The sequence below is a fragment of the Vibrio sp. 2096 genome (genome assembly GCF_033339595.1).
In the GTDB taxonomy this organism is placed as follows: Bacteria; Pseudomonadota; Gammaproteobacteria; order Enterobacterales; family Vibrionaceae; genus Vibrio; species Vibrio alginolyticus.
Genome location: NZ_JAWOUX010000001.1, coordinates 195,328 through 209,645 on the forward strand (window position 1 = coordinate 195,328; position 14,318 = coordinate 209,645).

At 45.2% G+C, this 14,318-nt stretch carries 11 protein-coding genes; 2 read left to right on the forward strand and 9 right to left on the reverse strand.

From position 1 onward, the window contains the following. Window positions 1–50 precede the first annotated feature (50 nt). Entirely contained in the window at window positions 51–2,801 is a 2,751-nt protein-coding gene (locus R7Q41_RS00925) for a M16 family metallopeptidase (RefSeq protein ID WP_213973068.1), read from the forward strand. 88 nt (window positions 2,802–2,889) lie between these two features. Here the strand turns inward: R7Q41_RS00925 and R7Q41_RS00930 are convergent, their stop codons facing one another. Together R7Q41_RS00930 and R7Q41_RS00935 are read right to left on the reverse strand one after the other, a co-directional pair. Next, on the reverse strand, window positions 2,890–3,342 hold the full coding sequence (locus R7Q41_RS00930; protein ID WP_080659230.1) for a bactofilin family protein: 453 nt from the start codon (window positions 3,340–3,342) through the stop codon (window positions 2,890–2,892). After that, window positions 3,246–4,199 carry a M23 family metallopeptidase gene (locus R7Q41_RS00935; protein WP_005374721.1) on the reverse strand — a complete coding sequence of 318 codons (954 nt, stop codon included), beginning with the start codon at window positions 4,197–4,199 and terminating at the stop codon, window positions 3,246–3,248. Before R7Q41_RS00935 ends, R7Q41_RS00930 begins: the two co-directional genes overlap by 97 nt. Before the next feature lie 427 nt (window positions 4,200–4,626). On the opposite strand from R7Q41_RS00935, the gene R7Q41_RS00940 reads away from it, so the two are divergent. Further along, the gene (locus R7Q41_RS00940; RefSeq protein ID WP_017634495.1) at window positions 4,627–6,381 is read left to right on the forward strand and encodes a hypothetical protein; all 1,755 of its coding nucleotides are present in this window, start codon (window positions 4,627–4,629) and stop codon (window positions 6,379–6,381) included. Window positions 6,382–6,461: 80 nt separating this feature from the next. On the opposite strand, the gene R7Q41_RS00945 is transcribed toward R7Q41_RS00940, so the two are convergent. From R7Q41_RS00945 to R7Q41_RS00975, 7 genes are all read right to left on the reverse strand, one after another. After that, a complete protein-coding gene (locus tag R7Q41_RS00945; RefSeq protein ID WP_149191699.1) occupies window positions 6,462–7,106 on the reverse strand; it encodes an START domain-containing protein in 645 nt (214 codons plus the stop codon). A 77-nt stretch (window positions 7,107–7,183) separates the two neighbouring features. Continuing rightward, on the reverse strand, window positions 7,184–8,368 hold the full coding sequence (locus R7Q41_RS00950) for a multidrug effflux MFS transporter (RefSeq protein WP_064376320.1): 1,185 nt from the start codon (window positions 8,366–8,368) through the stop codon (window positions 7,184–7,186). Further along, entirely contained in the window at window positions 8,365–9,009 is a 645-nt protein-coding gene (locus R7Q41_RS00955) for a recombinase family protein (RefSeq protein WP_054576561.1), read from the reverse strand. The genes R7Q41_RS00950 and R7Q41_RS00955 overlap by 4 nt, the downstream gene beginning before the upstream one ends. A gap of 146 nt (window positions 9,010–9,155) precedes the next feature. Continuing rightward, the gene (locus tag R7Q41_RS00960; RefSeq protein WP_017820101.1) at window positions 9,156–10,163 is read right to left on the reverse strand and encodes a LacI family DNA-binding transcriptional regulator; all 1,008 of its coding nucleotides are present in this window, start codon (window positions 10,161–10,163) and stop codon (window positions 9,156–9,158) included. A 217-nt stretch (window positions 10,164–10,380) separates the two neighbouring features. Next, window positions 10,381–12,114 (reverse strand): sodium:solute symporter family transporter, encoded by a 1,734-nt coding sequence (locus R7Q41_RS00965; RefSeq protein ID WP_005374733.1) that lies wholly within the window; start codon window positions 12,112–12,114, stop codon window positions 10,381–10,383. After that, window positions 12,107–13,102, reverse strand: a complete 996-nt coding sequence (locus R7Q41_RS00970; protein ID WP_017634491.1) for an ester cyclase — start codon at window positions 13,100–13,102, stop codon at window positions 12,107–12,109. The genes R7Q41_RS00965 and R7Q41_RS00970 overlap by 8 nt, the downstream gene beginning before the upstream one ends. 49 nt (window positions 13,103–13,151) lie before the next feature. Beyond that, window positions 13,152–14,126: an ester cyclase gene (locus R7Q41_RS00975; RefSeq protein WP_064376319.1), complete on the reverse strand. Its 975-nt coding sequence runs from the start codon at window positions 14,124–14,126 to the stop codon at window positions 13,152–13,154. Window positions 14,127–14,318 lie beyond the last annotated feature (192 nt).

Genomic DNA, 14,318 nt, shown 5'->3' on the forward strand with positions numbered 1-14,318 from the left:
TAGCACCGGATATATATTGATTAGCTTAATCATTGTTATGGGCAATCGTTATGCGCAGTATATTGTTAGTCCCCGCGTTATTAGTGTCAGGGTGTGCTCTGATACAACAGTCGACGCCGATTCAACCTGACGCCAACTGGCACGTGGACCAGTTATCGAACGGTATGAAATACCATCTTTATCCAACAGAAGACCAAGAAGTCTCGGTCCGTTTGGTGATGAATATCGGCTCATTCCAAGAAACATCTTCTCAAAAGGGTTACGCTCACTTTGTTGAGCATATGGCGTTTAATGGTAGTGAGCATTTTACCGGTAACGACGTTGTCAAACTTTTCGAGCAATCTGGTGGTAGCTTTGGCGCTGATATCAACGCTTTTACCAGTTATCAGCAAACGTCTTACCAACTTGACCTTGCGAATAATACGAAGCTAGAAGATGCCCTGAAGTGGATGAGAGATATCGGTAACGGACTTGAGTTTGCTCCTGAGCAAGTAGAGAAAGAAAAAGGGGTGATTCTCGGGGAATGGCGACGTGCCAATCCGGATGATAAGTCCTTTTCTATGCATGCTTACCAAGCCTCGATTGAAGGCACTATGTATGGTGAGCATGACCCAATTGGTACTCGCGAAGCGATTCAAAATGCTTCCTCAAGTAAGTTAAAGGCGTTTTACGACAAATGGTACCAGCCACAAAATGCCGAGTTGATTGTGACTGGTAATATCGACGTAGATTCACTGTCCAAGATTATCAAAAGCAAGTTCTCGAACTGGGAAAGTACCTCGGATACGGTAATAGAGAAGCGCCGTGATATTCGAGTGAACAACGAAAACAGAATCTTGCCAAGTAACACGATGGAATCACCAAGTCTTCATTTAGTGATTGAGCGTGGTCTAAGTGGCGGCACGACGATTGAGCAACAACATGAAGTGTGGCGTGATGAAGTCGCAACACAACTCATTCAACAGCGTTTGATCCGTGTACTCAGTGATGCCGCTGAACCTTTTCAATACGCTTATGCAGAGCCCTATTACTCTAACTATCAGCGTATGATGTCGGCAGGGATTTCGTTTGCACCAGATCGCCGCGAACAAATGCACCAGACTTTCATTCGTACCTTGGCGTCGTTGAGAGATTATGGTGCGACTCAATCCGAGTTAGATAGCGTTATGTCAAATTGGCAAGGTGAACTTGCAAATATTGATTCAGATTGGAGTCAGCGTAAGCCAAACAGTTACGCAGAAGCACGTGTTTTTCAAATTGGACAAGACAGTGTCAGCCAATCAAAAGAGAATTATGCCCAGAGTTTGGCAGAATTCATCAACAACGAGAATTTAGAGAGCATTAACACACAATTGGCGGCTTTGTTATCTCAGCAGCCAAGCTTTTTTATTGGTTTGGGGAAAAGCGAAACGTCAGAACAGTTCAATGGTGTATTTGCCGCTCTAAACAGTGCCTATCTTCAAACTGGCGAAAAACCGTTAGAGATGTATGACAAAGTGGATGGATTCTTAAAGCCTACCCAGGAAGGCAGCATCACGAGCATGCGTCAGGAAGCGGGTGGTTTTCAAGTCTATACGCTATCAAACGGTGTCGAAGTGTGGTTCCAAAAAGATACTAAAGCGGGTGGTCGAGCGTATATTTACTATGCGAGCCAAGGTGGTAAAGCCGCTGTTGATCCGACGTTGTATGCCGCTTATGAAATCGCAGCAACAACGGCAATACGCAGTGGGTTAGGGGCATTTTCTGGTTCAGAGCTAGATAGCTACTTACGCAAAAACAACATTGCGCTTGGCGCGATGCTTGATGCGACCAGTCACGGAGCACAAATTACGGCGCCAAATACGCACCTAACTGATGCTTTGAATGGACTATACAACCTAGCGACGGAGATTAAAGTCGACGAGCGCCAGATGGCAGCAGCGAAGCAAGAGTTTAAACAGCAGAGCGGCGCTTTTTTTGAATCACCGATGGGAAAACTGATTCAAAAAGCAAACGGCAATTCTTATTTGCCGGGTAGTCGTCATCGTATAGTGTCCAGTGATGATGTTGAACAAGTGACTTCCGAGCAGATACTAGCGGTGCATGAGCAACTTTTCAAAACCAATGATGGTTTTAAGATGGTTATTGTTGCAAACGTAGAGCCGGAAGAAATTACACCACTTTTGCGTAAATATGTGGCCTCTATCGAAATGAAACCGAGTCGTTCGATTGATTATCACGTTGCGTTTAACCCGGAAGTGCCGGAGCGAACTGTGGTTGCGGATGGGCATGAACCTTCATCGTTGTATGTAATGCGTTTGACTAATACGAGCGATTACCAACGTACGGCAAGAGACACGGTTATCGAAGATATTTTGCAACGTATTAGTAATGCACGTGTTTTGGATATTGTGCGAGAAGAGTCTAGCCTTGATTACAGCCCGAGCATTTACACCATGACACAAGATCGCGAACCCATCTCTGATTGGCTCTTGGAGTCTCAAGTTGAGCCCGAAGACGTGGCACTTTTAGAGAGTAAACTAGGCAAAGTGTTTGATGGTTTAGCGTCAAATATTACCCAAAAAGAAGTGGATACGGCCGCGAAACAACTGGCAGTCGCGATGCAAGGATTGGATGACAACCCAGCACAGAGATCATGGGCATATACTCGTTATTTGGTGCATGATTACGGCGTCGATGTGTTACTTGACGTTGAGAAAGTGGCTAAAAGTGTGACGTTAGATGAAGTGAAAGCGCATGCAAAATCAGCTTTTGGTCCACAGGCAAAACGCTCGGTGATGGTTTTAAATCCGGCCGAATAATCACGTAGTTTCTGACGAAAATCGTGGCAATAGTAATAAAAAAGACGGCGTGAAAGCCGTCTTTTTTAAGCACTTTAATCAGAGCGTTTTATGCTGATTTACGCGCAAGTCGCTTTTCATTGTTGGTGTTGTTTTCTTTTGTGTTCGCACTGTCTTGAGCCTTACCCTTTAACGTTACCACTTCCTTTTCAGGTAATTCGGCTGCTTCACCAAAGAATTTGCCACCAGGTTCAATGCTGAGGTTATTGCTCCAGATCCTACCGCTTACGCGTCCCTTGGCAAGCACTTGAATGTGTTCTGCGTGACAGTTTCCGTCCATCATGCCATTAATGATCAGCTGTTTAGCGTAGATTTCACCGTTTACTCGCCCGCTTTCTGCGACAACGAGAGTGCCTTCCACGTTAATTTGACCATCGACGATGCCATCAATCTGGACATCGTTTTCTACTTTGAGTTCTCCGCTAAGAGAACAGCCTTTGGCGATGAGAGTTGAAGCTGCTGAGCTACTCGTTGTTCCACTGTTTTGATTAAAGATTCCCATCGTATTCTTCGCTCCTTAGTAAAAATGTCTTCGAAATCATTAAGGCTCCAATCGACAAATGGTTTCGGATTCAGTGCTCGCCCAACAAATCGCACCTCGTAATGCAGGTGAGGGCCAGAAGAGAGCCCACTGTTGCCGGAAATTGCAATCAGCTGCCCTTTTTTGACGAACTGACCACTTTTTACTTTGAACGCTTTCAAGTGCGAATAAGAACTCGAAAAACCGAAAGAATGTTGCAGCCTGAGGAAGTTACCAGAGCCTTTATTACTGCGGCGGGTGACTTCCACTACCCCATCGGCAGGGGCATAAATTTTGGTGCCGATATTTACGGCAAAATCGAGCCCACGATGCATTTTGGCAACTTTTGTCACCGGATGGATACGCTTACCGAATCCGGAAGATAGCCGTACGTTGCCGACTGGAGAGCCACTTGGTATTTGGTTTAATAACACCATGCGAACGTTTGAGGTTATCGCCGCTGCATCGAGCCTAGCATCCAAGTTATTTGTCGAGGTATGTTCTCCAACCCCAAGCACTTTCTCTAATTCACCCAAACGTTCCGAAACAAGTTGTACCCGTTCTTCCCGTTCTGAAAGGTCATTTTCTAGCTCTGATTTAAGTGTTTTCAGTGTGCTGAGCTCTTCACCCATGGTGCGTGAATGCTCTGTCAATTCAGCTTGTTTTAACGCTGCATTATCAACGCGAGTGTACAAGTGATGAATTAAGATTACGGTCGCGGCCAGAGCAACAACAAAAAAAACGAAAAACGTTTTTATGTTGCGTTGCATCCTTTTACTGAAGTACCAATGTCTTGAGCCATTGATAGTTGATATAGAGATCGTCAACTGGTCTTTCATCGTCTTCTATTGCTCGTATTTGGTATACGTCTCGTCACTGAGTTAGTAGGAATGTAAGGAAAACGAGTAGGGACTGCCAGAGGCAAATTGGAAAGAAGTGTCAGGTCGTGAGGCGTTTTCAGATATTAGATAAAAGACTCAATAAAGATTTAATATTCTGCTGATTTTGGTCGTAATTACTCCAAATCGCTTCATTTAACTGAATATTATGATTTTTAAGGCGGTTATCCGAGAAATTGGATTGTGAATATTGCCAATAGCATCCGCACGCAATTCAACTTACTTCACGGTTTGCCTTATAAATGTTGGATAATTTATCAAACCGACATTCATTACATCGATAACTTGTTTATGATAGCGGTTGATATAAAGCACTATTCATTGGCTTTAAACCTAAGCGTTACATTTCGTTTAGGAACACATAACTATGACAACGGAGTTGGTCGTGAAAAAACTACTATTGGCTACAGCAGTGGTCGCAGCAGCAGGGGGCGCTGGCTACCTGTACCAAAACAATACTACCGCGAGTGATGCAGGCTCACTGTTAACGCAAGTTCCTGCAGATTCACTTATGGTGACGTATCAGACTGAACCTTTTAACCATTATAAATACATGAACGCATTCGGTACGGCGAATCAAGGCTCGATTGCAGAACTTTTTGCCGATGAACCACTGTCTCCACAACAGCAGTTTGCAGTTAACTTATTCGATGGATACCTAGAGAGTGCTGCGTCGCCAGAAACATTAAAAGCTTATTTGGGCACCGGGGAAAACATTAATCCTGTGTTGTACACAATTGGTATGGTACCGGTGTACAAAGTGGATATTGAAGACCCTGCCGCGTTATGGAAAACACTGGATCATGAAGAGCAGATGAGCGGCGCTAAGCATGAGTTGGTTAAGCTTGGTGAAGTCGAGTATCGTCGTTACGAGATGACTGATTCAATTGACCCGCAGGACGGTATTGGCTTGGTTGTAGCCGTGGTTGATAACGTGCTTACGTTAACGGTTGATGTTCCGCAACTGGGCGTTCAAAACCCGATTAAAATGGCATTAGGGCTTGAAGCACCAAGTCAAAATATTGCTGACAGTGGACGCCTTGAGGCGTTGCAAGCCAAATACGGTGAAAACAACAACTCTTTTGGTTACTTTGATCATCGCGAAGTGATTAAAGGTTTGACGACGAAAGATGGCAATATGTTTGCTCGTCAAATCAGCACGTTGGATGCAATAGATCCTGAACCAACTATTGAGGAAATGCGTTCACCAGCCTGCCATACTGAGCTTACTCAAGTTGCAGAAAACTGGCCTCAGTCCGTCGCGTTTGCAGAATACAAGATGAAAGGCGATCAGGCGTTCATTAAAGGTTCTTTTGTTGTTGAGTCCAACAATAAAGTGATTCTAGATGCGCTCAAGTCAATTCGTGGTGTATTGGCAGAGTCTAAAAGTGATAAGAGTTTCTTTAGTATGGCGCTTGGTTTAGACATTAATACGCTAGCGCCATCGATTGGTCAGATTTGGGCTGACTTGACCCAGCCTCAATATCAATGCTCTTTATTGACACAAATGCAGCAAGAGATGGGCGGCCAGAATCCAGCAGCCGCTGTAAGCATGGGGTCAGGCATGGTTAACGGCCTCAAAGGCTTAAGCCTGCAAATGTTTGATATCAAAGTAGATACTAATGCTCAGCATGGTGAAGTATTTAGCCAGCTAGATGGTATGTTGTCTCTTTCTGCCAATGATCCAATGATGCTTATTCAAACTGCGCAAATGTTCGTTCCTGAACTTGCTCAATTGCAAATTCAACCGGATAACCAACCTGTTAATGTCAGTGACCTATTAGAAATGCATACTGGCATGAAGGTGGACGTGTTTGCTCGTCTAAACGAAAACCATTTCACCCTTTACAGTGGTGATAGTGCTGCGGAAGCAAGCAAAGAAGTGATGGCGCAATCACTTTCTCCAAATGGCTTGTTCAGCTTTGATTTTGATTCAGAGCGTATTTTGGAAGTGTTAGAGAGTGCGTCGTCAATCACTGGGGAGCCGGTTCCGGATGATGTTGTCAAAAGCTTACAAGGCGAGCTTGTTGGTGGTATGACGATGGACGTGACAGACCAAGGTATTGGTTTTGAGTTTGATTACCGTGGTGCAACTAAACCTGTAACGGTTGCACAACAGTAACACATTGAGTAGAAAAAGGCGGCATATGCCGCCTTTTGTTATTATGTACCGCATTAAAAAGCGAGTGGGAAGAGCGACGCTTACTCATCTATTTGAGGATGAGAGTATTGCTGATATTCAGGTAACTCTTTTCTTAAGTTACCAAATGTCGCCCATGCACTTTCTTTTGAAAGTTTGTTGATCAGCCAGTTTGGCAATAGACCTCCGGGATCAGCAAACGCCTTGTATTCCACGAGTGTTGTATCGTTTGTGAGTTTTTGTAACTCCCAAGTCGCATCAACCGAGCGAATTCGAACATAACCATTTTGTTCAGCAAGATATGAGTCAGGTGCGCTTTTGATTTCTATGGTGAATCCCAGCTCATCGACCCAGTACTTTGAGTAGGTGACCATATCCCGATTTTTGGCAGGCCATGGTGCTTTAAACTGGGTGTAAACGATGTTCTCGGTGGCCGATATCTGATTTAAAACCCGGCTATGACTGGCATTGTCAATCCAGTTCGGGATGTTGTCACTGTCTTCCAGTAGCGTTAAAAATGCACCATAGCTGGTGGGTGTGAACATCCGGGCACGGATCTCAACTAAACCGTCACTATGTTCTCGGGAGTAAATTGTGATTCCATTCTTGTCACTCTCGAACTGCCAGTTCTCGTTGGCGCTCGCATCAGTACCAGCGGATATCAATGTGGCGAGTGTTACGGCGCCCATTCTTAAATGCAACATCATGTTAGTATCCGCCAACTTTTCCTAAATTTAAATTTATACGATTTGTTGTAGCTATAAGGACAATAGTATGTTTGTTGTTATTGTTCTGAAGGTTGCTCTGCACTAAAGCCACGTTGAATGTTGGTGAAGGTAAGCGATGCAAATATTACGATAACGATCGCTAGATGCCATGCTTGACTCAATCCAAGCTGCACCAGAGTTAAGCTGACCAATGAGGAGACGACCATTTGTCCACCACCAGACATTGCCGCTGCGGCACCTGCTTGCTTTTTATAAGGTTGCATTACCATCGCTTGTGCACAAGGTAGGGCAATACCATTACCCAAGATCATTAATAGCTGTCCTAGCATCAGAAATAGAGGCTCAACAGGGCAGAAAAATAACCATATTGCGGCAGCGAGGTGAAGAAATGGGGTGCAAAGCAGCATTTTTTTATTGCCAATAATTGGCCTTACTCGGTTACAAATCGTGGTACCACATAACATACCCAAAGCGGGAATGAGCGCCCACATCGCGTATTGAGCGGAGGTCATGCCAATTTGATCTTGCATGATAAATGGCATCACAGAGACTGTCGTAATCATTAAGCTGAAGTTTAACCAACTGATACTGGCGAAACTCATAAAGTAACGAGACGTAAGTAAGCTCTTGTATTGGAGTAACATTTTTCGGGGTGACGGAATGACAGAACGTTTTGTGATGGTTTCTGTGAACTTAAAGGCGATGATTACCCAGGCCAGCGAGACATAGCCCAATAGAGAAATAAACACCATACTCCAACCGAAGTGGAAGTTGATAAAGCCGCCAATCACAGGTGCAATAAGTGGCGTGATTGAAGCCGCCATGGCGATGTAAGACATTGCCACTGGGAGTTCATCCCCGCTAAATCTATCTCGAGTCGACGCCCTCGCGAGTACCGCGCAGCATCCTGTACCTAACCCTTGTAAAAAGCGCCCCATTACCATCCCTGTAAATGTGTCACTGAAGAAAATAATCATCAGCAGACCAGACATCGCGATGAGTAAACCGGTAAGTAATACTCTTTTTCGTCCTAAAGCATCTGACACTGGCCCGTAGATAAATTGAGAGGGGCCAAAGCCGAGCAAATAAATACTCACAAGTAGTTGAGCTTGGTCGAGGGAGATGGAAAAGTCTTTTGCTATCCATGGCAAAGAGGGCATGACTAGCCCCATGCTCAACTGGCCAACGCTAATAATAAGACAGGCGAGTAGTATAGTATGAAAGTTGATTGGGCGACTCATGACTGGTCTCCATTCAAACAACCTTTTTGGCGTCGTGATCTTAAGCCGCCTTCGTCATCCACTTCATTTAGCTTTGCTTTGACCCGCTTCACAGTCGATAGACTGACTTCGCATTGCTCTGCCACGTTTTGCAATGTGTAGCCTTCTAGCAGTAACGTTGCGATCTGTTGGTGTTTGGTTTTGTTTGCGGGGCGGCCGCGAAACTTCTGTTTCCATAATTCTGGCTGCTCTTTAATGGCCTGTCGCCCTTGCTCTGCGGCAAACAGGCGATGTTCAGTCTGCACTTTCCCATATCCAGATAACACTGTGAGTAGTGTTTGAGTTTGAACAGAACCTGGCTCAAAAGTTAGTGATTCACATACGGTTTTCAATGTTACCCCTTTATCGAGTAGCATTTTTATTGTGTTCAATGCTTGACTAAAGTCGCGACCAAATGCGGTCAGCCACCAGAGCACAATCGTATCCCCAGTTCTGACGGAATCGAGCAGTTGTAAGAATGCCTCTCTCTCGGTTGGAGGCATGCAACCACGAACCTTATCCTCAAAATGCTGAGCTTCGGGAGCAAAAGCTTTTAGAGTATTAAGGTGCTCTTGGTAAGCTCGATTTTTTGGCGAATAACGAGTGTAAAGATACGTGGTCATAAGGATTATGAGCCTTTTTTTGTTTGGTTCATATAGTGTAATAGCTCATAAATATACATGGGTTCATTAATGCTTACAACACTAAATGAGCCGTTTGGGAGTCAGAGGCAAATAAAAAAGCCAACCGAATGGCTGGCTATAGCTATTTAAGCTTTTGTTGTCTGGCGCTCGATTAACTTCACTGGCACCATCATTTTTACTAGGCTGCCGTTTTTCGTATTAATTTGATCAACAATGATCTTCACGCACTCGCGAGCGAGGCGACGGAAATCCTGGCGGAACGTGGTTAATTGATAGCTTAACCATTCTGTCTGAGGAATATTATCAAAACCAATGACTTGTAAGTCCTGAGGAATCCTCAACCCGCATTCTATACGGGCGATATCCATGACCGCCATCGCAAGGTTATCGGTTGCACAGAACACTGCTTCAGGCCGATTTTTGTCTGCCAGTATGGCACGGACTTTATCAAGTGAGCTCGCGTAGTCATAGCTGGCTTCAATGATGCGTGGCGTCTTGCCGGTTAGGTCTTCAAATTCAGAGCAGAAGCCGCTTTGGCGTTCGTCATTCGTAAAGGTTGGCACTTCTCCCGTCAAATAAACCGCGTTCTTCACGCCACTTTTGTGCAGAAGTTGCGCGGCTTGTTGGCCTGCTTCGTAGTTGTCACTGATAACGTAGCTACTCCTAGTACCTTCAACAACTCGTGCGTATTGAACAATTGGGATATTAAACTCTTCACATTCTTCATAAAGGGACTTATTGAAGGTTGCGGAAGCAGCAATGACACCATCGACGCGATACTGGAAGATATTTGGGATTGAGTGGCCCTCTTCTTCATCCACTTGCCATGGAATCAATACGGCAGAATAACCTTTTTTCTGTAACTCACTGGAAATTAATTGCAGTGTTTTCATATGGATAGGGTAATCCGCATCAGGAAACACCAAACCTATCAATTTCGATTCGTTTGTGGTCAGGCTACGTGCAAAGGCGTTAGGGCGGTAGTTAAGGGCTTTAGCCGCTTCAAAGACTTTTTGCTTGGTCTTTTCGGATACTGAGCTACCCGGAACAAACACGCGCGATACAGTAGATTGAGAGACGCCTGCCATCTTTGCCACATCTTTTGATGTGACTACGTGTTTAATTGATTTCATGAATAAAACTTAGTTGCCAGTAATTGAGGTCATAAGACTAGCATAAATAGGTACGTATTCATAAATGTTCTGACGGGGTATCCTAAGTAGAATAATGGCTTTGGAGTGTTAAAAAGCAAAATGTGGGTTAACCCATTTGGTTTGCTTTGAGCTAGCACTAGATCTAGAGCGTAGATACTGTCCGTTTGTTGGACGTACAGTATCTGCGTAAAGAACATTAATTTGCTTGTTTGACTGCAACTTTACGTTTTGGGGAGAGGAGTGAATACCCCATGTATCCGATGCAAGCGGTAGCGACAAGAATAGAGCAGCCACGCATAAAGTTAATCAGCATAGGAGCGTTGTCGGTAAACGCGTTGATCCCCCAAAGCATCACGATCGAGAATACAAACATCACTAGTAAGCCATAACATGGAGCATCGATTTTGCCGGGAACGACATACCAACCATCTTCCTTGATTGGTTTATTTAGACGAGCATATTCCGCTTGCTGGCCTTTCACTGTGTAAAGATGCATTTCATCTTGTTTACCCGTCAGGAGAAGGCTAGCAATGTAAGCGACAACGGCATTCACAAGGACGCCAATCACGCAATACCAAGGCCACGCAATATCGGTCGCAACGGCTACATACCAAATCACCAAGAAGCTAGCAGCAACGCCAATTAACAAGCCTTTTTCCGTAATGTGTTTTGAGTAGAAACCAAGGACGAACATACAGAAGCTCGCACCGACAAAGTAAGAGCCTGCCTTACTCAGCACTTCCAGTACCGAGCCTGTGCTGGTGGCAAACATGATCGCTGGAATGATGACCAAAATCGCCCACGCCACCGTGAAGAAACGCGATACCTTTAAGTAATGCTCTTCCGACTCGTTTTGCTTGTAGAAGCGTTTGTAAAAGTCAGCCACAGAAACGGTCGCCATTGAGTTAAATGCGGAATCGAGACTCGACATACTTGCCGCCAGAATCGCAGCGGCAATGATGCCCATCAAGCCTGGCATTCCATATTCACTCGCATAATGAAGAATGATGGTGTTGCCGTTTTCAAACTCTTTACCGTCGTAATAAGCGTTGAATAGGACGCCAAGCAAGATAAAGACAAAGTAAATAAAGAAGGCCACGTAGCCCATCATCAACATTGCCTTTTTCGCATCGCCCATGTTTTTCGCGGCCATACAACGTTGTACCATCATCTGGTTACCGCCATACACGGTGGTGTGGAACATCGTCATTGCGATAACGCCGGCCCATACAGTCGTTACTTGGCTTAGGTCAAAACTTGTTTGTAGGGCATCGGTCATTCCTTTCGCTTTGAGTTCTGCCATGACCTCCGTCATTGGAGCAGGCATGCCATTCCAAACGGCTTCAATGATGATGAATGCGCCAATAAATAAGATTACTGCTTGAATCACATCGGTCCAAATGACAGCCGCGATACCGCCCATTACGGTGTAGATAAGGGCAATTGCAGTGACGATCATGATGCAGTACATCACGTCGATACCAGTAATGAACTCTAAAATCATTGCTGTCGCGTAGAGTACGGCTGCCGAGCTCAATGCTTGTTTGATAAGGAAGATAAACGACAAAGTCAGTCGTGAAGCCTTGCCGAAGCGTCGTTCTTGATACTCGTAGATAGAGGTTAAACCGTTGTTGTAGAAAAACGGCATAAACACAGCCACGATGAAGAAGATCACCAGCGGATAATTGAGGTGAATCGCGATAACCGACAGGCCTTCTTTGTAAGACCAAGCTGGCCCACCAAGGAAAGACATGGCACTCACGTAAGTACAAACGACAGAAATACCGATCGCCCACCAAGGGATGCTCTTATCACCCAAAGCGAATTGGCTAGCTGAAGTTACTCGCTTACCAATCACCGCACCCAATACTAGCGTTAGGGCTATGTATCCCCCAAGGATGCTCCAGTTAAGTGCGCCAAACTCATGCATAATTAGGTCCTTCTAACTGTTCTTTCATTTGTGCAAACACGTCATAGCCAAGTTGCAGCAGGATATGAACGATGTCGATCGCCACCCAGTTTTCTTTCAGTAAATCGCCTTCGCGTCGCCAAATGTCCATAACGCGAAGTTCGATGTGTTTTCCTGTCGGGGCGAGACCGAGCCAGCCACTGTGACCAGTGTGAGTACCATGCATATGTGGCCAACCACCTGTGGATACGTAGTCATTTTTGGCCAAAAAATTGACCTCAATATCGACACTTCGGTCAGGGAAGGCAAACACAAATGGCGCTTGATGGTGGTTACGGAAACCTTTGATACCGCGCGTAGTACCAATACCAGCAGGGCCGTACCACATAAAGTCATTGTGCCAGTAGTTTTCTAAATCCATCGAGAAAAGATCTTTGCCATCAAAACGACCCAAGCAAGACAGCATATCTTCAACCAGCTGGGCGCTCTTTTCACTTTCTTCCAAAGACACAACAGATTGTTGAATACCGTTAGAAGTTGCAGGAGAAGGAACCAAGCCATCGTGACCTAAGCTTTTACGAAGAGGGTTGCAGCCTGCTTGATTCATCGCGTCGATGAAGTCTGGGATCATGTAAGATTCGGTGATTTGGTCGTTCTCCACACACACCATTTCGGTGTAACGCAAGTAGAGTGTTTTCCCTGTTGCTGGGATGCCAAACAGTGGTTGTTCAAATGTACCGATAAAGTAGCCGGTAGAGTTGTACCAAGTGCGGCCTTCGTATTCGCCGTGCATAACAATTATTGGTCGGCGCTCGGCGTCAGGCAAAGCATTAACAAGTGGTGAGAGGAAAGATTCGTGGGTTGCATCTGGGCCATTAAGATCGTTCACAGGGTGCGCCACGCACCATTTTACGTCAGGGTTCAAAGTTTGCAGAGCGGCCTGTTTTTGCTCGATGTCTGCGGCTTTGAAGTAGTTCTGGTAGAACTGTTCGATGATGTTGAGTGACATGTTGCTTCCTTACTGTCCGTGATTTTAATAAATAGTGTTTAGTCAGCCGTTAGCCTTGCTGAAGCAGGATTTGCTTCCAGATTGCGGTCTCGTCAAACAAAGTGAATTCGCGACGAAGACCCCAAGGGCCAAACTCAGCGTGGCTGATCCCCATGATGTAAACCTCTTTTCCTGAAGGCTTACCAAACATCCCATATCCCTCATGCTTACCGTGCAAAGACCATCGAATTGCCGCGCGTGGTGACATCATGTCGTCATCTCGGCCAATACGATGGTGAACGGTAAATTGAGCATTTGGGAAAGACGCACGAAGTGCCATCCAAAAATGATCGACTTCCGAGTGTGATAGGGCAGTTTGACCGCCAGTGTATTCGCCGATGCAAGCGCGGTCGTACTCTTTCGGTACTATTGAGAACTCGGCATTCATAAGGCTTCTGAGAATTGCTTCATATCGATGACCATATTCGTTGTCGTTGCCTACGCCCAAATAAGGTCCAGGAATGTCGACTTCAGGTGTGAACGGAAATGGGCTTGATTCCACGCCACCTTCAAATTCGATTTGTTGGCGTGCAAACTCTTCTGACGTCATGCCCAGTTGGTTCGCGATATCGGCTTGATCGCGAACCAACCATTCGTCATTGATTTGGTTATTGATAGCGTGGCAATCTGCGATAATACGGAAACGAAGTTTGCGGTTCGAGGCTTGCCCGTAGAAGCCGTTGCCACTGTGTGTTGCAGTAGAGATGATTCGATGAGAAGAAAGCATGCCTTGTTCCGGGGTGCCTGACCAAATGACGTCTTCGCCATATAGCGTGCGATCGGGAAACTCGGCCAGTGTCGCCATTGTTGCACTGATCACCCCTTCGTTTCCTTGAACGATAGAGAGTGGAGTACGCACAACAATGTCGGGAGAGTAGTAGTGTTCTAAGGTGTTTAAACCTCGGTCTTCCCAAATCTCTTTTGTGATACCAAGAATGTAGTCGGGAAAATCACGCCACTTTTCATCGAAGCCAACCATGGCCATAAATCACCTCCGTAATTGAATAATTATGTTTTGATTACGTATTCAAAATATATCATGTTGCCATTTTGTCAACGGATTGTTTTTTGATTGTTTAAATAGCGTGCTGATGATCAGACTTTTAACAATTGAGCGGAAAACAAACTAAAAAAGTACAGGAGAGATGGAAGCTATCTCTTATCGAGACGTGTTAAT